General features: G+C 58.1%; 18 protein-coding genes and 2 pseudogenes. 7 read left to right on the forward strand and 13 right to left on the reverse strand.

Features of this window, described 5'->3' with window-relative positions; translation table 11 throughout:
* Positions 1 to 96 precede the first annotated feature (96 nt).
* A pseudogene (locus tag IVA75_RS27900) lies at positions 97 to 655 on the reverse strand (strawberry notch C-terminal domain-containing protein); the annotation flags it as partial.
* A 294-nt stretch (positions 656 to 949) separates the two neighbouring features.
* On the opposite strand from IVA75_RS27900, the gene IVA75_RS27905 reads away from it, so the two are divergent.
* Positions 950 to 1,171, forward strand: coding sequence for a hypothetical protein (locus IVA75_RS27905; RefSeq protein WP_247282431.1), 222 nt, complete (start codon positions 950 to 952; stop codon positions 1,169 to 1,171).
* A gap of 146 nt (positions 1,172 to 1,317) precedes the next feature.
* On the opposite strand, the gene ybgC is transcribed toward IVA75_RS27905, so the two are convergent.
* A complete protein-coding gene (ybgC, locus tag IVA75_RS27910) occupies positions 1,318 to 1,761 on the reverse strand; it encodes a tol-pal system-associated acyl-CoA thioesterase (RefSeq protein ID WP_026232585.1) in 444 nt (147 codons plus the stop codon).
* A gap of 1,624 nt (positions 1,762 to 3,385) precedes the next feature.
* Between ybgC and IVA75_RS27915 the strand changes: the two genes are divergently transcribed.
* The 3 genes from IVA75_RS27915 to IVA75_RS27925 all read left to right on the forward strand — a co-directional run bounded on the left by IVA75_RS27915 (position 3,386) and on the right by IVA75_RS27925 (position 6,650).
* Complete coding sequence (locus IVA75_RS27915) at positions 3,386 to 4,858, forward strand: coproporphyrinogen-III oxidase family protein (RefSeq protein ID WP_247282432.1); 1,473 nt, start codon at positions 3,386 to 3,388, stop codon at positions 4,856 to 4,858.
* Positions 4,855 to 6,069, forward strand: coding sequence for a hypothetical protein (locus IVA75_RS27920; protein ID WP_247282433.1), 1,215 nt, complete (start codon positions 4,855 to 4,857; stop codon positions 6,067 to 6,069). Before IVA75_RS27915 ends, IVA75_RS27920 begins: the two co-directional genes overlap by 4 nt.
* Before the next feature lie 71 nt (positions 6,070 to 6,140).
* Positions 6,141 to 6,650 carry a GNAT family N-acetyltransferase gene (locus IVA75_RS27925; RefSeq protein WP_026232583.1) on the forward strand — a complete coding sequence of 170 codons (510 nt, stop codon included), beginning with the start codon at positions 6,141 to 6,143 and terminating at the stop codon, positions 6,648 to 6,650.
* A 513-nt stretch (positions 6,651 to 7,163) separates the two neighbouring features.
* Here IVA75_RS27925 and IVA75_RS27930 read toward each other — a convergent pair.
* Both IVA75_RS27930 and IVA75_RS27935 read right to left on the reverse strand, forming a co-directional pair.
* The gene (locus tag IVA75_RS27930) at positions 7,164 to 7,409 is read right to left on the reverse strand and encodes a hypothetical protein (RefSeq protein ID WP_247282434.1); all 246 of its coding nucleotides are present in this window, start codon (positions 7,407 to 7,409) and stop codon (positions 7,164 to 7,166) included.
* 69 nt (positions 7,410 to 7,478) lie between these two features.
* Positions 7,479 to 7,712 carry a hypothetical protein gene (locus IVA75_RS27935; RefSeq protein WP_026232582.1) on the reverse strand — a complete coding sequence of 78 codons (234 nt, stop codon included), beginning with the start codon at positions 7,710 to 7,712 and terminating at the stop codon, positions 7,479 to 7,481.
* A 484-nt stretch (positions 7,713 to 8,196) separates the two neighbouring features.
* Here IVA75_RS27935 and IVA75_RS27940 point away from each other — a divergent pair, with 484 nt between their 5' ends.
* Complete coding sequence (locus IVA75_RS27940) at positions 8,197 to 8,589, forward strand: avidin/streptavidin family protein (protein ID WP_039798703.1); 393 nt, start codon at positions 8,197 to 8,199, stop codon at positions 8,587 to 8,589.
* Between the two features lie 1,072 nt (positions 8,590 to 9,661).
* Here IVA75_RS27940 and IVA75_RS27950 read toward each other — a convergent pair.
* The 4 genes and pseudogenes from IVA75_RS27950 to IVA75_RS27965 all read right to left on the reverse strand — a co-directional run bounded on the left by IVA75_RS27950 (position 9,662) and on the right by IVA75_RS27965 (position 13,606).
* Positions 9,662 to 10,291, reverse strand: a pseudogene (locus tag IVA75_RS27950) (hypothetical protein).
* A 418-nt stretch (positions 10,292 to 10,709) separates the two neighbouring features.
* Positions 10,710 to 11,993 (reverse strand): FAD-binding oxidoreductase, encoded by a 1,284-nt coding sequence (locus IVA75_RS27955; RefSeq protein ID WP_247282435.1) that lies wholly within the window; start codon positions 11,991 to 11,993, stop codon positions 10,710 to 10,712.
* Positions 11,994 to 12,057: 64 nt separating this feature from the next.
* Entirely contained in the window at positions 12,058 to 13,302 is a 1,245-nt protein-coding gene (locus tag IVA75_RS27960) for a type II toxin-antitoxin system HipA family toxin (RefSeq protein ID WP_247282436.1), read from the reverse strand.
* Positions 13,295 to 13,606, reverse strand: coding sequence for a helix-turn-helix transcriptional regulator (locus IVA75_RS27965; protein WP_026232580.1), 312 nt, complete (start codon positions 13,604 to 13,606; stop codon positions 13,295 to 13,297). Before IVA75_RS27965 ends, IVA75_RS27960 begins: the two co-directional genes overlap by 8 nt.
* 827 nt (positions 13,607 to 14,433) lie before the next feature.
* Here IVA75_RS27965 and IVA75_RS27970 point away from each other — a divergent pair.
* The gene (locus tag IVA75_RS27970) at positions 14,434 to 14,760 is read left to right on the forward strand and encodes a hypothetical protein (RefSeq protein WP_247282437.1); all 327 of its coding nucleotides are present in this window, start codon (positions 14,434 to 14,436) and stop codon (positions 14,758 to 14,760) included.
* Here the strand turns inward: IVA75_RS27970 and IVA75_RS27975 are convergent.
* From IVA75_RS27975 to IVA75_RS27995, 5 genes are all read right to left on the reverse strand, one after another.
* The gene (locus IVA75_RS27975; protein WP_247282559.1) at positions 14,705 to 16,063 is read right to left on the reverse strand and encodes an integrase arm-type DNA-binding domain-containing protein; all 1,359 of its coding nucleotides are present in this window, start codon (positions 16,061 to 16,063) and stop codon (positions 14,705 to 14,707) included. The two genes, IVA75_RS27970 and IVA75_RS27975, sit on opposite strands and share 56 nt — an antisense overlap.
* Positions 16,064 to 16,763: 700 nt before the next feature.
* A complete protein-coding gene (locus IVA75_RS27980; RefSeq protein WP_247282438.1) occupies positions 16,764 to 17,441 on the reverse strand; it encodes a hypothetical protein in 678 nt (225 codons plus the stop codon).
* 54 nt (positions 17,442 to 17,495) lie between these two features.
* A complete protein-coding gene (gene greA, locus IVA75_RS27985; protein ID WP_247282439.1) occupies positions 17,496 to 17,978 on the reverse strand; it encodes a transcription elongation factor GreA in 483 nt (160 codons plus the stop codon).
* Between the two features lie 40 nt (positions 17,979 to 18,018).
* Positions 18,019 to 18,531, reverse strand: coding sequence for a hypothetical protein (locus IVA75_RS27990; protein ID WP_247282440.1), 513 nt, complete (start codon positions 18,529 to 18,531; stop codon positions 18,019 to 18,021).
* Positions 18,532 to 18,681: 150 nt separating this feature from the next.
* The gene (locus IVA75_RS27995) at positions 18,682 to 19,020 is read right to left on the reverse strand and encodes a hypothetical protein (RefSeq protein WP_247282441.1); all 339 of its coding nucleotides are present in this window, start codon (positions 19,018 to 19,020) and stop codon (positions 18,682 to 18,684) included.
* Between the two features lie 254 nt (positions 19,021 to 19,274).
* Here IVA75_RS27995 and IVA75_RS28000 point away from each other — a divergent pair, with 254 nt between their 5' ends.
* The gene (locus IVA75_RS28000) at positions 19,275 to 19,508 is read left to right on the forward strand and encodes a DUF3551 domain-containing protein (RefSeq protein ID WP_007596464.1); all 234 of its coding nucleotides are present in this window, start codon (positions 19,275 to 19,277) and stop codon (positions 19,506 to 19,508) included.
* Positions 19,509 to 19,614 lie beyond the last annotated feature (106 nt).

A 19,614-nucleotide genomic window follows, 5' to 3' on the forward strand; every position in this document is an offset into this window, starting at 1 on the left:
ACTATCCTTCGACATTGTGACCTCGCGACAAACCATTCCGCGAGATCTTCTAGCCGACCAGATCAGCCCTCAGCGCGTGGTCCCTGCATGACGCTCACGAAACAACGGCGGCTGCGCCCGGTTCGTCCGCTTGGTGCGGCCGAGCCCCTGGATCGCGGCATCGGCCTCCAACCGGGCTCGAGCAAATAATGACCCGCAGGCGACGCTTCCGCGCCGACAGCTCGGCATGATAGCTCCTCCCCGTGCCGCCCGCATCGGAGAACACGAGGACCCGCTTGACGTCGACCATGAACGCCGAGGTCTCGGCGATGTTGGCCGAACCGGCGCGGTTTTCGACCACCAGCCGATCGCCCTTGCGCACGACGCGGCGTGAGCGGCCTGTGACCTCCGCGACCATGTCAGTGCCGAAGCGCTGGATCACCTGATCCAGCGCGCCCGGGACCGGCGGCAGCCACGAGCTTCTCGATGAGGCCGTCGCGATAGACGGGTCGAGAGCAGAGATTGCCCTCCTGATCGGTGAAAGGCTCGTAGAGCTGCACCGGAAAGGCCGGCGCTCCATCAGTGCCTCGCCGGTCGAGACGAGCTGGATGACAGCGGCATGGCCAGCGTCAAGATCGCGTTCGATCGAGTGGATCAGCGACGGCGTCTTTATCGAACACGATCACAGTGGCCTTGCCAAGCTGCAATCGGCCATGTTGCTCCAGGGCCGGCAGCAAGGTCGGGATCATCACCTTGAGCCGCTTGCCGCATAGGCGACGGCGGCGTGCCGAGACTATCAGCCATCAACAATTGCAGAAGGTCCCCGCCGCCAGGACGATAGCGCAGCTGATGATGACTAAGCCGACCACCTAACTAAGGCCGAGACCGTCACGCTTGCCGTCATCGAACAAAACTTTCCTATGCTGGCCGATGCCCAAGCTCTCCAGGCGATCATCCGAAGGAGGCCGAGATGGAGCTCGAACCTCGGATTGATGAATCCAAGCGGAGCCTCATTGCGTCGTTCGCGAATGGGATCGCCAACGATAAGGGCGCGGTGCACGCCGCTATTACGCAACCATGGTCCAATGGCCAAGTGAAAGCTCACATCGCCAAGCTCAAGCTGGTCGAACGGCAGATGTACGGGCGCGCTAAGCTCGATCTTCTTCAGGCTAGGCTGATTGGCGCGCCATAAAAACAATCACGATCATCGAATATGCGTCAGAGCCCCGATTGGATGCCGATTACCCCGAACACTCGTTTGACTAGGTCGCAACAGAAGCTTAATGACTTGATTTCAGTGGGGCGCTGGAAGCTAAAAGCTTGAACTAAGCGGCAGATCTATCGAAGCCCTTCCATAGCGAGCCGCAGCGACTTCGGGATGCGCTGCGCCTTTCCGGCTGAAATAAACGCCACGCGTACACGCGCCGTGACTAGGAGATCGTCTCCGCGCCTGCATTCCTGCAGCAACGCAATCGACGCTCCCCTCACCTCTTGCGGGACTGTGACGACGTCAAGCAGGTCATCCAAGACCGCCGGTTTTAGAAAATCGATCGTCATGGAGCGGACAACGAAGGCAAAGCCGGGCGCATCTTTCTTGGCTTCTCTGAGTAGCGCTTGCTGAGTGGTTCCGAGCAGGCGCAAGTAATTCGTTCTACCGCGTTCCATGAAGCGCAAAAAATTTGCGTGATAAACAATCTGACCGGAGTCAGTATCTTCGAAATAGACGCGGACCTGCATATGATGGCCGCCGTCGCGAATTTCGCCATCAAGAGAAGCTGTCACAGTGCGGTTTCCTTACTGCCGTTCTGGGACGAATTGTCTTGCACAGAGGCGCGTTCCGCAGCAAGTGCCAATGGGTTTGGTGCGTGCAGGTTGAGGCTGCCCGGCGCAAGGCCGGTCGGAGACCGGTTGCTTTGCGAGAAGCCGGCACCCCCTATCCAGATTTCGGGCAAGTCCCGCACGCACGGATGGTCTGCAGAGCTCTTATCGCTGCTCAGCAATCCCCGAGGACCGAGGTCGCCCCACTGGCAAGCGCCTTGATCTCCGCGTACATCTCCGCTTCGCAGGCCAAAGTCGGGATTGCCCGGCAGTGCGGATTGTTCAGCAAGCAGTCCTATTCCGCGAATCCTACCATTCTTAGCAATTGTTAAACTCCGGCCGGTCAGTCATCGCGGCTGGATATTCCAGGTGAGATGGTCATGGAGATCAATGAAACCGGGCAGAATGATCCACGGTACCTTGACCGAAGAGTCGGCCGCGCCGATGCTCTGCGCCCGAGCTCGTCGCTCGGTACGACACGCACCGCGCCTGGCAAGTCCGCGCCGAGCGCTGCCAATAGATCGAAGTCGCTCACCGCGCCGCAAGAAAGCGACGAGTTCATTTGCATATCCGTCACGTGCCGGGACGCTGCCTTATGAGCCGGGCGATTCGGTCGTAAGGTGGCCGTTGGAGCAGATGTTCGAGTTCGGCATGAGAGGCCGCCAACGTCATTCAACATTCCGCGTTGTCGTGTTCAGCCGTGTCCGGCTGAAGACGTTAATGTCCGGGACCAGACACTGAGGCGCGAGTATTCCGTCGGTGGACACGAAGCACATGGTTTTGCCCTCTTCAAGCCAGGCTCGCAAATGTCTTTAGTGGCACGTGTATTGCTGGGACACCGTAAATGCATCCGCACGACCATGACGATCTCGCATTCGCCGGCCCAGGAGTTCAAATGAAACTTGCTCGACTCAATGCCTTGGACCTGCGCTATTGAGTGCGGTCCCGCCTAAAGCTTTGCCGCGTCCCTCGCGGGTGCCGCTGTCGTTCTTCGCGTCGGGTAACTCTCAAGACCACCAGACACGACTAGCATTGAGCGCGCTTACTCCCGAGCAAATCCGAACCAGTGTGACACGTTTGGGCGGCTCTGTGTCGAATGCATGCAGCGGCACGCGAATGTTGGCGTCGGACCGGGAGGAAACCAAATCAAGCTTGGTCTCGAGCAATGGGCGCTTCCTGTCGAAGAGGGGAGCGGACAGAAGTTGTTCAATGGCACGCTGGAGCAGATCGAGCTCGGCGCCCGACCCGGCGCGGGTCACACTCGAAGGTGGAGCACCATTTTCTCCAGCAGTATTCGCACTCCTCAGCCCCTGAAGTCTTTCTCGGTGCCGTTTCGCAACGCCCGAAGGACATTCGGCCACGGCATCTGTCTTCCTCGCCGAACCATAATCATCCCGCGTGTCCCCGAGCGGATGGCGACACTCGGTCTGCTCTACGGTGGTTGCGTCGAGTAGGAGCCGACAAATCCGCGTCTGATCGAATTGCACGACTTCAGTATCGAGCCCGAGCTTAAGAGCGCGATGTGACACGAGCAACGAAGCTGCCATCGGGCCTTGCCTTCACAAGAAAGCTAGAGGAGTTTAAAAAAATGCGTGCGCCGTCCTATTCCGAGGCCTTGGAATTCGCGATCGACCGCTCGTACGACATTAACCTTGACATGTTGAGGTCACGGAATTTGCACCTTGACATGCACAACGATTATCTTGTCGGCACATATCCGCCTCTCAAGGCAATGGGCGACCTGAATGCCGAAAAGTTGTTGCTTCAGGTTTCGTCGTCAATTGATCTCTATTTTCACATCCCCTTCTGCGATCAGTATTGTACCTTTTGCCACTTCGCCAAGGAAATCAATCCATCTTCCGGGCGAGTGGAGCGCTATCTGGCGGCTTTAGATAAAGAGATGAGTTGGTCGGACGCAGCGCTCGGTGGCAGAGCTGTTGAGACTGCTTTTTTTGGAGGCGGCACTCCCTCGTTCTTAACCAACCGTCAACTCGAAACGCTATTTGGCATGATTAGCCGGCGCTTTGACCTGTCTAAGTCGGAAGTGAGTTTCGAATTGCATCCCTCTCTTGCAAAGCAAGCGGACGCTGCACATCGCATATCCACACTGCTTAGAGCCGGCGTAAACCGCTTCGTATTGGGCGTTCAGAGTCTAGATCCGAGCATTTTACGCATATTGAACCGCGGGCACCACGTGGACGAGGTAGTACAACTAGTAAAGTTACTGAATGAGATGGGCGTTCAGAATCTGTCGCTTGATCTCATGTATGGGTTGCCGCAGCAAACGCTCCGGAGCTGGTACGACTCACTTATCGGCTTACTGGATATGGGAATAGAGAAGTTCAATGTATTCCCATTGATGTTTAAATCTACAGACCCCGTAGCCCGCCATTTGGCTAGGGGACGATATCAATTTGCCGGGGCTAAGGAGCGCATTATCATGCATTTTATGGCCGAGCACATCCTCACGAAACTCGGCTATCGCCATGGGCCGATTTTCTATTGGAGTAAGCAGTCGCAGCCGCACTCAATTCAACAGAGCCGCAAATACGATTCCTGGAACGACAATAATCTGGTCCCGTTTGGGGTTGCCGGGTTTGGTTACATGAGCCAGTGCCAGTTCTATAACGAGGCAGATTTAGATCGCTACCTATATAGGGTTGAGGCGGGCGAGAAGCCTGTGTGGAAGGGTGTTGTCCTGTCGCAAGATGATCTCATGCGCAGAACGGTAATGTTTGCCCTGCGTAGCAGTGGGGTGTTGCTCTCCCGCTTCGAGCGGGAGTTTGGGGTTTCCATTGAGAAATGCTTTGGCCGCGAGCTTGAACTCTTGAATGAGGCAGGACTCATCTGCATTTCGAACGGCCTGCTTTCGCTAACTGCCGCCGGCACTATCAATTCGGGCGCCGTATCGCTGCTATTCTTCTCGAACAATATACTCGAGCGGGTCGCGTACAACGACAGCAGGATAATAGACAAACGAACTGATCTGCTCGAAAAGCACGATTACTCACCGGCCGCACGATACGGGTCAAGTGCCGAAATGCAAGTTGCGTTTCGATGAAGTCGCGTGCGCGCTCATTTATGGTCGCTCCTTTTTCCGTTTCCACCCCGCAAGGCTCGCCCTGCCAGGCGGAGGACATATTTTCGCATCTGTCCGATAGCATTGATCGCCGGCACCGAGAACGCCCGCTTGGGCTTGTCAGCAATTTTGTCGCCGATCAACTGCCGCACTGCATTGCGGAGATCAAATGCAGTGAACGACCAGATGAAGCGGTTAAGGCTCTTGGGCGTAATATCAACGCGATGATTGCGGAGGCGGACTATGAAGCGCAGCTGCTAAGTCTGCCGCAGTCGGAATTCGAGATCGCTAAGACAGACATCCAATATCTCGTAAATTGTGCTTATCAGATGTCTGCGTTTGCCGGCCTTCATCCCGTGGACGCCGAGCTGACGGTGGGAGATGTACTGATCCGCCTTGCGCGCTCGACTTGTCAACGGCGGCCTGGCATTGAGGTCCTCTCCTATGAAGATATGATCCTTACGAATCCGCTGCAGAACGATCCACGCGTATACTGCCTCGGCGCGGCCGGCGTCGAGGAGCGAGATTTTTGCTTGGGCCACCAGATCATCGAGAGCGAATTGCAGTCAGCAATGGACGCTCTGCTCAAGTTGCGTGATGTGGCCGACGTGGATGCGGGGCAATGTCTTGCGACATGCCTGGAGCGCCTTGAGTCAGCAAACAATGTTCTGACGCGCTTTTATGAACATATGTCGCCGGACTTATTTGGCCAATTTCGTGTGTTTTACGGAAAGAATCCTTATAAGAATACGCTTGGTCCAAGCGGCCGCTTCTCGGCCGGTATCGTGGCGGTCTCGGTGCTACTGGTCGGTGAAGAACTCTTCCACCACAAACCGCAATTTTATAGGGATCTGTACCGGCTGTCCGAATATTATCCGCAGAGATGCATTCACGAGGTATTCCGCTGGCTGTCGTCAGGCAAAGGGAGTGCACCGCTCAAGCCACGTTGGCTAAAGGGGAAAGCGGACTTTCCCAGGGTTGCGACCATTTCGCCAGTCGTGGAGCATCACGGCGGCGAAATCGGAACGCTGCGCACGTCCTGTGTTTGTGCACTGGATCGGTTTACCCGGATGCATCGTAGTACGGCCTTAAAATATACGGTTGAGCCGGGTCGTCCAGTTGTCGGAGTTGAGGTATCGGAAAGTGTTGAGGCTGTCCTTTCTCAGCGGCTGTTGACAGAGGCGCGCCCGTAAGCCGACGGTGGTCTCTGCGTGGCTAACAACAAAGGCGCAGACGTCCGCCACCGGTCGAGAGGTAATAGTCGATGTCTCAAGACGAACTGATCCTTCGTCGGTTCGAGTCCGGGGATAGCGATGATGCATGGCATCTGCACAGAAGCGCATCGCAGGATGTTGGTGTGTGTGGCCCGGAAGGGGCTTGGGAGGATGATTTACGCAATATCGGGGAAGTATACATCGCCTCGGGCGGTGACTTCGTAGTTGCGCATATTGGTCCCCGGTTCGCTGCCATGGGTGGGCTGAAACCTTTTGATGATGATGTCGCAGAACTAAAACGTATGCGGGTCGACCCCGTCTTTCAGCGACGAGGGTTTGGAAGGAGGGTTCTTCGTGAATTGGAGTCGCGAGCTGTTGCTCTCGGTTTCAAGTGGATAATGCTCGATACAACAACGATCCAAGTAGGGGCCCAAAGACTTTATGAGAGCGCTGGCTATGTTCGCCGCAGGGAAGGGATGTTGCACGGATATGCAGTGATCTTCTACGAGAAGCGGCTCATTTGGCCAGGAATGACCCCCGCTGAGCAAATGAGGTTGTGAGACCGGACAATCCAGTGAAGCTCTACGGACGCGCAACGAGCACAAATTCAATCACTTGCCCCCTGACTAGCCGAATGCCCAATCTCGCTCCTTGGGAATGACGTGGAATGCGCTCAGATAAAACCGTATCATCCGCGAGGACTTTCTCATTGAGCTTCGCGAGATCCGCGATCGGAATGAATCGTGTCACTGTAGCTGATAAGGACGTGAAGGTTTCGCGACCGATAGGCCTCGAACGCACGCACAAACTCACGTCTGGCCGAGCCAGCGTTGCATTCAAAACGAGAGCTGATACGGTGCGCCAGCGGCGGATAGGCGAAGACGCTCTGGAGTGTCGTGGGCTCGCGACGTGAGCCTTGCCAGCCGGCATACAAATCCACCTCGATTCAACCGCAACATTCTGTTGCGTATGGAATCCAAAAGTCCGCTCTTGGTGATGCGGGATGGTGGATGCACGGGCGCGTCTAATCGCCCCCTACCAGCTTGTGGTGGTCGCCCTTCCAGATCGTGATGCTACTCGGGCGTATCGACCGGTTGCGTGCCGTAGCGCTCGCAGGCTCTCAACCAAGGACCCAGCTCGCACCCTTCTGGATCACGATCGAGTACCAAACCTGCATCAAGCAGCTGCGGATCGGGTCTCACCAGCTTCGTGGTGCTCACGCCCGTATTCGGGTCAACTGCCATTCGGTAGTCTCGTTCAAGCAGCTCTCGCAGGCGCTCGATGCGAGCGAACCGGAATGGATGGACCGGTTTAATCATCGGGCCAGGCTCCTCGGGTCGAATGCCAACAATTGGATGATGAAAATGACGGCGGGCGACGGGTTGCGTTCATGAGTCGAGCTGTCGGTTCTCCGCCGAATGCCAGTCCGCGCCGTAGAGGCGGATCATCTCCCGACGGGACCGCTCGATGAAGATGCGCTCAACGCAAAAGCCGGTTGTCACTGAAGCCGCCAGCGCAAGGCCGCAGACCATATAGTCATTCATGAAATTCCAAAACATGTTGCAGCCGGCAACTCCCACAAAAGTAAGTGCCATGACCGTATTGCGAAATGCCTTAACCATGTTGCCCCCAGTCAGTGGGAACTTTACCATTGCAACCATGGCGATTAGCAGCGTTTGTCCTTGTTAGGCGCCGTCTTTCTGCTCGATCGGCCTGGGTCCGCCCGCGCTGTCGACGGCCGTGGGTTCCCCATTGCCCGGCGCAGCTCATTCGATCGCGTCGGAGTCCTGGCGCGGATTGCCCGATCCGATACAGCTCGTGGACAATGACCTCTACTCTCCGCATCTCCTCCGACGACCACAGGCGTGGCACATCAAAATAACCGAGCACCGGCTCGGCGCTCGGCCGCCCAGGCGAACCGATTCGAGGATGAGAAGCGCCGAGGGCTGGACAGCGTCGGCTACGCCGCGATCCAGCGTGGTTTCGGGTATATGCGCCGCATTCCTATGCCGAACGCGAGATAATGGCAGTGAATATGACCTCAAGTTGTATCACGCTAGATGATCCACGTTGCGACCTTTAAGTGACCTCTTTTGGGGCTTCAATATGAAGAGACTTCTGGGACTCTTGCTGCTCGCCCATTCCTTCTTCCTTTCCGCCGAGGCCATCGCACAGGGGCTTCCTGCCCCCTCGTACTGGAAGAATGAACGAGGTTCAGAACTTTTTGTTTGGTCCGCCAATAGCGGGGCAATACAAGGGACTTTCACAAACCATGCTCAAGGGTTTGCGTGCCAGGGCATTCCATATCCTGCATCGGGAGCCGTTAGCCCTGCTGGCTTGTATTTTGTTGTTACCTTTGCCCAGTGCAATTCCTTCACCCGGTGGGTTGGAAAGCTCAACGGGTCTCAAATGCCGACCTCATGGACGCTGTTCTACGTTGACAAGAACGGCAAGCCCGGCAAGTTGAAGGGTGCCGATACATTCACGCGCGTATGGTAGTTTTCAATCTTCTTGCTCTGTCGTGACCTTTGATTGGAAACTCACTCTCGCGAGTTTTTGGCTGCGTCTCTTCGGGAAATGTGGGCTCGCCTTCGTGGAGCACTGGCCTGTCCAGGATCAGCTTCGATGCTGGACAGCCGGCAAGTCGTGCCGAACGGCCCGGGAAAAACATCAAAGGGCCTCTCCCGAAATCCGAAAGGACATTCTGAATTTGCGTCCGAATCGCGGGACGATCCGTGCACTACCGTTACTTTTCAGGTCCTTGTTTTGAAGCCGAGCGCGGGCTCCGGCAGATGCCGCTAACATCTGCGGCGGTCGCGTTGCCTGAGTTTGGTTGACGACGTGATTTTCAGCTCTCGATACCCAGAATTCTCACACAGCGCGATTCGCAGGCTTCGCCGCCGGAAGTAGCCAAGGGCGCGCTCAGTCTAACCGTTCCGCGAAGCTGCTTGCTATTGCCGGTTCATGTTGCGCGGCGACAAGATCGCACGTTGGCAACGAGTACGGACTTGATCCCTCTCTAGCCATTAGGTAGATCCCGTCATTTGGAATTGGAGATACTTAGTGACGACTGGCATCGTAAGGTGGTTAAACGCGACCCAGGCTATGGATTTATCAAGCTGGATGATGGCGGAGCCGACGTTTTCGTGCACATAGGGCGGTCGAGAAGGCCGGCTACACCGTCTTGCAGAGGGGGCCTTGATCAGGTTCGAGATCAAGACTGGCAGCTCAGGCGAGGTATCCGCAGAAAATCTGCGTACAGGATGATTCGCGCTATCAGCTACATGATGCGTCAACAGTGATTCGCCTAGGGCGTCAGCATTCTTCGCGCTTACATGCCTCGATCTGACTTCGGCGAAACACTTCAGAGTCGGCAACCTCGCATGAAGGCGCACATCAGTGTTAATACGCGATCTCGTGTTTTTTCAAAACCATTGTATTTCTCATGTAAGAAGATTCGCAGCCGCAAGATCTTCGATTGCGGCCCCAACAGACTTGAAGAGAGTGATCTCTTGCTGCGAAAGGCGGCCAGACTTCAAACCATTGGTTAACTCATGAAGATCCCCACAAATCATTGAGGCGTCCCACCGGCCACCCGCAATCGGCTGGAGCAGATCACTGGCTTCTTTGGGGGCACCCGCATAGTATCTACGAACACGCGGCTGCGGCAAACAGCATCGTCGTCGGTCTCACGCATTTCTGGTGTGAATGCGCCGACGAGATCGAGATGTGTTCCTGGCCTGAGGTGCTGGCCTACGATCAGCGGCTCACGTGACGTGGTGGCGCAGCTAACGATGTCCGCCACCGAGAGAGCGTCCGTCAGATCAGCAGCCGGTTTCGCCTTGAGACCCTGATGCTCAAGCGTGTCCGCGAGAGCTTAGACAGGTTGCGCATTGCATCCCCAGACCAGCACGGCTTCAATCGGCCTAACTGCGCGATGGGCAACGGCCAAATAGGAGGCGAGCAGGCCGGTTACAATCAGCAGCAGCGTGCGACTGTCGGGGCGTGAGAGATGTCGTGATGCGAGCGCGGAGGCGGCGGCTGTACGCCGATTAGTGAGTTTTTCGCCATCGAAATTTGCGCGCGGCCGGCCGGTTGCCGTCGAACAGCATGTAAAGCGAGGAAAGGCAGGGAGACCGCATGCCCGCTCTTCGGAAACACGGTCACCAGCTTCACGCGGAGTGCCTTGCCCCGCTCCCAAGCCGACATTGTCAGGAGACGACCTGGGCTTGCAGCGGTACCAACATTATAGCTCTGCCGCACTGGCATCGCTTCTCCGCCGCGCCGGACGGCTTCGCTTAGGGCATCGATCAACCTGGGATAGTCGAGGCCGGCATCTACCTCTGGGGCGGAGAAATAACGCGACATGATTTCCTCGTTTTCATTCGAAGTTCGGACGAGTTTAGCACCCGTCGCTCCGATGACAGCACGGTCTATACCGCCGCCAAAGAGAGGCCGTCGCCAGCGTTTAAATTCGCGTGTGAAGCTCGACTGAACGTACAGAACACAAAAAAATCTCGCCTCGTAGCAACAGATCGAGGTCAATGGCCGTCGGAGCGCGAAGTTGAGTCATGAGCATGCCGATGACAGTCCCATACTTGGCGAACTCGTTTGAGTAATCAGAACCGGGTCTCCAATAGGTGAACAAGTTGGGACCCCGCGATGTAGAAGGCTTCCCGCGCGGCACGAAAGCGTCGCCGTTCAACGGCAGTGACCGGCAGCGGAAGATCGTTCTCCGCGATCTGACCCAGAACGTACGAAGCCAACACACTGCCAAAGACTGTGCCAGGTGCGATGCCGCGACCGTTGTAACCGCTGAAAGCAACGACGTTGCGGTCGAGCTCGTGAAAGCGCGGCAGGTTGTTCGAGGTCATTCCAATCATGCCGAACCAGCCGGTTTCAAACTCGACATGCTGAAGTCCCGGAAACAGCTTGCGCAACGATCTCTGAGCCCATGCCCGGTGAACGGATGCGCCAATACCCTCAAGGGCACCAACACTGCCAAACACGAGGCGCCCGGAGCGATCCAAGCGAAATGAAGAGAGGACCTCTCGAGTGTCCCACGCTCCCTGCCGTTCAGGCAGGATCGACTTCCTCAGACCATCCGGCAGAGAACCTGTAGCAAAGTTGAAGTAGGGCAGATGGATCTGCTCCTGCCGTACCTGCGACCAAAGTCCTTTACCATAGGCATCCGTCGCAACGATCACCCATTCCGCATCTACCGATCCGCTTTCTGTGCTAATCCTCCAGCGCAGGCCGTTGTGTTGCGCAGTAACAGCCTCGCTCTGTGTGAATATCCTAGCCCCCGCTGCAAGCGCGGCTCTCGCTAGACCGTGCACATAGGCCAGCGGCTGTATCGTCCCGGCGCGCTTATCGAGCAGCGCTCCGCTGTATTCGCCACCGCCGACTTTCCTGCGTGTCTCATCTGCATTTAGCACTACGACAGGGGCGCCACGCTTCTGCCACTGTTCGGCGCGGGCCTCGATCTCTTGCAAGCCCTTACGTCCGACGGCACAATGCAGGGTACCGGCACGTTCCACTTCACATTCGATGCCATGCTTTTGGATGAGGTCGAACACCTTTTGCGGTCCACGGCCGAGTTGTTCAATCAACCGTTCGCCGAACGGGACGCCGAGCGTATCCGGAAGGGTGTCAGGCATCACCCACATGCCCGCGTTAACCAGACCGACGTTCCGGCCCGAACCGCCGAACCCAATTTCGGACGCCTCCAACAGCGCGACGCGCGCCCCTCCTTCGGCGAGATGAAGTGCAGACGACAGCCCGGTATATCCAGCGCCAATCACGATCACATCCGCTGCGGTGTCACTGGCGAGGGGAACAGTGTCTGGCGCCGGTGGCGCGGTGAGAGCCCACAATCCATGTGAAGCTGAATTGTTTCGCATCCAGCAATCCTCATATATTCTTGGTTCTTGATCAGCCCAGGTCGTGCTGCAATCAGTGCCGCGTCTAAGGGTCAAGGATGGGTACCATTTCGTCGATATGTGCATCGATCCGTTCGAGAACCTGCCCAGGCACGACGTCGCGTTCTGGAAGAACTGACCATCTGTCGCGCACGGCCGCCGCGGTCTCAGCTACAGCCGTCACCACTGCCCCCTCTGGAAGACGGCTGCGGTTCGCGAAATTGCGCCAGCGCTCTGGAGTCAGGGCCTTAAATGACTTTTCGCCCGCAAGGCTCAATGCCAGACCATCTTTCGGGATATACGAAATTGTTGAGAGCACGTCGTAGATTGGCGCCAACGTAGGCCTCCGTCCGTCTCCAGGATACAGTAACGACCAATTCTTGAGATGCATGTCGCCATTGCCCGTGATCGCGGTGAGCGCAAGACGACGGACAAATTCGATCGCGGAATCGAACGAGACACCGCTGTTCAGCGCGGCCGCGATATTGTGATACGCCGCACCGGTATATTTCTCGGACGGATAGCGGCCGAAGACCTGTGCAAAATCCTCCATATGCACGCGCGCTGCATCGGCACCGCGATCGAAGCGACGGACAAGAAGCACTTTGCCCGTGGACATGGTGTTAAACTCTTCCGGAATGCCGGCGAAATCCGTCTTTTCGACGAGCTCACGTGCAGGCACTTCCATCCCTAGCGCTTCCGCTAAGGCTAGGATCGCGAATTCGTTTTCCGAAAGCCCAATGTGGGTGAGGGAGGGAAATTTCGCGATATACTGCCCTTGCTCATCGTCGACGGCGAGCGTGATCCCCCCTTCTTTTCCGGTATTTTTGATGACGGAGAGCTTCATCTGGACACCGGCGAGCGAAAAGCGCGCCTTCTTCTTGCCTTCTGATTCTGGCCCGGCCGGAACGGGAACGCCGTCGCTCGGCAACGCTCGTACCGCTCCCGGTAGATTTGTCCCCAGTGCTGCCAAGAGATCGAAGTCGTTTCCAGGTCTTACTGACGCTGCGTGGTGCTTTTCCATTGCTTCGCGCAGTTTCTCTTCGGGCAGCAAGTTCGCGAAGAACGGCGGCAGCGCGCCGCGTATGGGTTTGGGATCCCGGCGGAGGCTGCCATCTGCCGAGCGAAGCGACAGGCTGAAGATCGGAGGGTCGTTCAAGCTCCGATACGCGGGCAAGAGATTGAATGCGCTGTAGTCGCCCGGCGTTCGCACGAGCGTGCCGACGGCAAGATCGTTTAATGAGATGTCGAGCGATTGGATACGTTCAGCCGCGAGGACAGGCTTATTCATGCTCCTCCTCAACATCTGACGTGAACGCAGGATGGTCATCATCGCCCGTAGCTGGCTGCAGCATTGATTGAATAGCCGGTACCATCGCTTGCGGAATCAGCATCATTTCCATGCCAAGGGCGCGGGCAACGTTGACGAGTGTCGTTGCGCGCGCTGCAGCGGCCCCCGTTTCAATGTCGCGATAGCGGGGCCTGCTAATGTTCGCCCGGAGGGCGACTTGCTCCTGGGAGAGGCCAGCAGCCCTTCGCGCTCTGCGAAAGTGCAGGCCAAGTTCCTCGAGCAGCGGGTTTGGAGCCGAAGCCATGATATGTTCTCGGATCATTAACACCGAAATGATATGTAAACAGATCACACATCGCAGTCAAGCGAAACGTAAACAGATCTTCTTATCGACAATGATCCTTAAACATATCTTGTTCCAGCGGCAATGTCGTCTGAACTGTTGACTCTGCTGCCAGAATGGCCCTTGGGGCTAATGCGCCTGACGCGATGAAGGAGCCAGATCTTATCGCCAGGTTGACACAGATTCCCATGGCGCTCGCGTGCATTGGGCGCATAGGAATGGCCGCCAGCGAACGAACCCGATCCTGGAACGCGGTGCGTCGCTTTTATGGAACGCCAGTTGAAAGCGGTCGGTAGATGGATCATCGAAGTTCTTCCATGACGCGCCGTCCTAGTGGCGTCGTGCCGAGTCGTTTCCGTGAGGCGCCTTTGGCGCCAAGCAAGTCCATATTGCCAAATCAATTCCGATGTCCGCCGGCCCGCCTCGATGTAGCTACGAAGCGTCGAACTACCTATCAATTCGTTTTTCATTCTTCGACATGCTTCCCATGACGGCCAATAGCCTGCGGGCGTGACCGGGCCGCTGACGTGGCCACTCGCAGGGCCGCAATGCGAGCGGAGTGGTCTCGGCTAGTACCAGCAACTTTTCTTCTATTCGCGTTGATATCCAATCCTACGACGCGCAATTAAACGTGTTCCTATGCAACATCAACCGGAGCATGATGGTCAAATCGGCGGCACTCGACAGGGAAAGTTCGACGACTGCGTTGATTCTCTTGACGTCCCCGCCCAAGAAGCGACCAGGCGAATACACAAGAGCCTCGCTCGCTTCAATCGTGAGAGTTGACGATGGGCCGCTTGAAGGAGACGCTCCGCACCATGAAGCGACCTCGGAAGAATCGCGGCATGCCGCCGCCCGCGACGTTCGATATCGATTCGCTGCCGGGCAGCTCAAACTTAACGGCATTAGAAACGGCCGCCGTGATCCGGCGCACGCCTGGAGCCCTGGAGCTATGGCGGCGCAATCCGAACCACCCGCTGAAATGGCGCTACATCGATGGCCGCCCGCTTTACCGAGTTGATGCGGTGCGCGACTATCTGGCCGGACGCGATGAGACAACTAAGTCGTCGCAGCCGCATAATGCTCGCGAAGACGGCCAAGCAATTCGGCCTTGATGGGATCGAGCGGATTCGTCCGCTGCAGGCGCACGACCTTGCCTCCCCGTTTAGCGCCGACCAACTCCGCGATGTAGTCATGAGCAGCTTCGAACGCCATCTTGCGGATGATCCACTGTTCGTCATGATTGTAGACCTGATCGATCCCGCGCGGCTTTTGCCCGACACACAACCGCTGGATTTCGTTGTCATAGCCGCAGCGTGACATGATGGTTCGCAAGCTGCGCCTTAAGTCATGCATTGTGAACTTGGCGACACCCGCTTCCTTGACCAGGCGGTCGACCAAGTTTGTGAAGCCCGACATCTGGCCGCCGGTCTTCGGTGACGGGAAGACATAGTCCGACGTCGCACGCTGGAAATGTTTTGCGGCCGTAAGCACCTCGTCAACGAGGTGGGTACGCGGCACGTCGTGGTAAACGCCCATCTTGGTCCATGCTGCCTCGAAAGTGATGCGGTCATCCATGACGTGATTTTGCCACTCGATCATGGCTGGCTCGCTGCGGCGCGGGCCGCCAAGCAGGCACATTCGTGTCAATAGCCCAAAAGTCCCAAGCTTGCCGGATGCGTGCCAGACTTTGATGATCTCCTCGTCGGGCAGCGCCCGGCCCTTCGTTCGGCGCCCGACCCGCTGCGCGCGCGTCTCCTTGGGCACGCGATAGCCGGCGAGCACGTTGTGCTCGACGTAGCCTTCGCCGACGCACCATTCGAGGAACGTGTGCGTGTGCTTGCGCAAGTCCTTTGCTGCGCCGCGCTTGCCGGTCTTGCCGATCCTGTCCACCGCCGCCATGATTTGCCGTCGCGTGAGCTCGGCGATGGCGAGGTCGAAATGATCTTTCAGACCGCGTCGGAGTGCCGACATAGCCGGTTTCCAGTTGACGACCTGGCGCCCGGTCAGGGACATTTCGTAGGGGCCATCTTCAACGATCAAGGTCGCCAGTGTCGTGCACTGCCGCTCGGCCAGCGCTTGCCGCTTCGCCTCGCGCTTGCCCTCATTGGGATCGATCCCAATGACCACCTCCCCAGCGACGACGGTGGCGGCCCTGCGCGCGGCCTTCTCATTGAATTTGGGCCATGCACCCAGCGTCTTGCGTTGGGTGCCTTTCGTCCCAGGCTTTGTGAACATGAAGACCCAGGTCCTGCCACCCGTCGCGCGCATCCTGATCGCGAGCCCCGGCTGCTCTGTGTCGTGCAGATAGTGCTGCGATTTGCCCGACGGCAGCGTCGCCGCACGGATGGCCGCGTCAGTGAGTCTCAGGTAGTTCGTCGTTCCTTCAGCTCTGAGAGATTCTTTACTCTTTTCCATCGTTTGTGCTCTCGCTCCTTGCGCCCTGAGACGGGTCGCGGCGATCCTAGAAGAAATGGACCACAAGCCATTGCCTTCGCGTTCCCAGTTAATGTGCCCTAAGGGAAATCCTCCGAAGGGCACAGCAGGGACATACACCATGTGGTAAGGCCAACCGAGGCCACGGATGGTCCAATATGGCCACAAGTCCTTACCTTACAAGGACTTTTGCAATAAAACTATGGCTGGATTAGGTTGGCTACAGTCCACCAGTTGTGGTTCACACGGGAGAGGTCCAAGGTTCGATCCCTTGTGCGCCCACCATCCACCTTCCTGAACCCTGCTGATTGCGGCCCCATCGTCGACGCCTGCAGGCGTGTCGGGACCGTCTCAATCAAAAATGTCGAAAACAACCCCATGCACAGTAGCCGACCCCAGTCGGATCAATGGGTTACAACCATACTATTTTTCCGAAATCGGATTTGACTTGCCGGGCAAAACACCGGCATGATGGCATCGTCGCGGTGGCGTGAGCGGGAAGTATTGGGTCATCGCCTTTGCGCATCAGCTTTTTGTTTGCGCATGATCTCCCCTCGTCATTACGAGCGTAGCGAAGCAATCGAGAGTCTTTCCGCGGAGACAGACTGGATTGCTTCGCTGCGCTCGCAATGACGGAGCAAGGGGTGAGACCGCGCGGCTGACGCGCACGCCACCTCGAGCCTCAAGCAGCCCGCACCGGCCGCCAGGCCGCGTAGAGACCGACCAGCGTCCCGATGGCGACCAGCGCTGCGGCCAGCAGCAGCTGCAATTCCCCGTCGTCGGTGGTGCCTACGGACGACACGAGTCTGGTCACGACGACGAACAGAACGCCCACGGAGGCTGCTGCACCCACACAGAGATAGGCGAGCTCGCGCGTCAGGTTGCGGCCGAGAAGTCCGAGTGCCGTGAAATACATCGCGCAGGCGTTGGGATGAACGAATAGGGCAATGCGCGCGTAAGGACCGTAGGCGTCGAGGAGGGACTCACAGCGGTTCAGTGCCGCCTTTGAGGCGACCCGCTGCAACAGCGGTCGGAAAAAACGAGCCTGCCCGTAACTCAGGACGGCGCCGACGATGATAGCCAGCCACGCCACGATAAAAACGGAGACGTCCGCGGGCTTCGGATTGAGCGCCACGGACATCAGGATAAGAGCGGTTCCGGGGAAATAGCCAAAATACGGAAAGACCGCCTCCAGCAGCACGCAGACGAATATGAAGACCGGAAACCACGCCGAACCGGTTGCATCCCGGACGATGGCGTTCAGGTCGAAGAGATCAGTCTTGTACAGGACGAGATACATGCACATGGCCAACCCGGCCAGCGCGTAGAACGGCAACGCCCCCGACAGAAACCGCCTCATCCAGCTATCGCGCCTTGTTGCGCGGACACAGCGGAAACCATCGATAAACGTCCCCTACCCAATCGACAAAATCTCGATCTCCTGCGCACCCGACCCCACGACATCCCCGACCGCCTTCCCCATCAACGACTTTGCCACCGGCGCCACGAACGAGATCGTGCCGGCCTTGGGGTCGGCTTCGTCCTCGCCGACGATGCGATAAGTTTGCACGCGGCCATCTGCGCGGCTGAAGGTCACCGTGCTGCCGAAGGCGACGGTGTCGGTCGAGGCTGGGGCGGGAACGGCCTGCGCCGTGCGCAGCCGTTCGGTGAGATAGCGGGCATCACGCAAGGGCACCGCCGATTGCCGGCGCTTTTCGTTGACGTCCTCGATCGCCTGCGCGGCTTCATAGGCCTCGCGCGCGTCCTGAAGCTGTCTTTGCAGCGCCTGCAAGCCCGCTTCCGTCACGAGGTTCGGATGCGGCGAGATCGGCCGATCCGGCAACAGCGTCTCGGCGGCGGTTTCCGCGCTCTCTTCTTTGGTAAAGGCAACGCTCAAGTCGAAAATCCTGTCGAACTGTTCGGGCTCACGGCCACGATCATATCTCAAGTTCGACGAAACGGCGCAGCTTGAAGACGATGTCCGGCATGGCCTGGCGGAACCGCGTGGCATCCCGGAACGTGGTCGAGAACGGCGCGAAGGTGATCATCGCGTTCCAGTGTCTGTAACCATAGACCGTCACGGAGGCGCCGGTCGCCGGAAAATTCTCGAGCTTGCGCAGCTCACCCAGGACGAGATCGGCGATCGCTTCAGCAGGCAGCAATCGCTTCCCATCAGGCGTCGTTGCGATCTTCGCTGGCGGCTCGACCGGCTTCGCGGCAGCCGGCGTCGCATCGGGCGCGTCCTCGGAATCATTCTCCGAGTTGTTCTCGAGCTTGGCCGGCGGTGTAGCGGGGGTGGGCTCGACCAGCTCAAACCCGTTCGTCGGTGCTGTCGGCGGTGGAACCTCGATGAGCGGCGGCGGCGCGACACTTTCTGCGGCGCGCTTGTTGCCTCCCAGGATGCTGCTGATCATGGCCACAAGGCCAGCATCCCTCACGTCGTCACTCATAACTCCCCCCAGGCTTCGGCCTACTCTAGCACCGCTCGCGTGGACCGCCACTGGGGATCTATGGCCGGATTCCGCCCGGCCAAGGTCCTAATTTTACGCGATGGCACCGGCGGCGCGACGCCCGATCACGCCGCGCCGCCGTGCGATCCGTCACTGCTTATCGAACGGAACGTATTGCTGGTACTGCTTGGGCACCGAGCTGCGGTAGCGCGCGGGCACCGTGCCGCTGTCGACCGAGTGGTCGATCTCCTGCTGCCGCGTCATCTTCTTCTTCGCCGGCTTCTTCGACGCACTCTTCTTGGAGTCGGTCGGCTGGCTGGAAGCGTCGTTGGTTGCGCCCGGCGCGGTCGTCGTCGCTGCCGGCGCGGCAGTTGTCGCAGCAGGCGCCGCGGTTCCGGCGGCGGCCGGTGCGCCCTGCGCCAGCGCGAGCGGTGTCTGCATGAGAAGCGCCAGCGCTGCTGTCGCAGCCAGCAAGTATGATTTCTGCATTAGAACCTCCAAAAGACCTGATCCGAATAAGGCAAGCGTAGTTCTCCGGGATCGACGCGTGCAAGTCCGCTCACGATAGGCCGGAACCCCGTCGTGAACTGTGGCCGAGATCACATTGCCGGCGGCAGGCTGCGTCATGATGTGCCTTGTCGCGAACGCAAGGCATTCCTGCGACACCAATACAGGCATGACTGCGCAACAGACGAGCCAGGCTCGCTGACATTCCCACCCACTCGCTCTCGAAGGAGACTGACATGCGTCGCACCATCCTCACTCTCGCATCGCTCGCGGCCCTGCTGGCCGTAGCATCCCCGGCCGCCCAGGCACATCCTGCGAACGATCGATATTGCATCCAGGGCCGCTCGTGGGGCTATCCCGGCAATTGCCAGTTCGCCAGCTATCAGCAGTGCCTCGCCACCGCGTCCGGCACGTCGTCCTATTGTGGCATCAACCCGCGCTACGCGTTCTCGCAGCAGCGCGACTACTGACGAATTGGCGGCGTGCGCGCATGACGCGCGCGCCGCCACAATTTTTGCGTGAAGCCGATCCATTTCGCCGACGCCTCGGCGAATTGAAACTGTGCGAACCCGCCTG

The sequence above is a fragment of the Bradyrhizobium sp. 134 genome (genome assembly GCF_023074155.1).
Classification (GTDB): domain Bacteria; phylum Pseudomonadota; class Alphaproteobacteria; order Rhizobiales; family Xanthobacteraceae; genus Bradyrhizobium.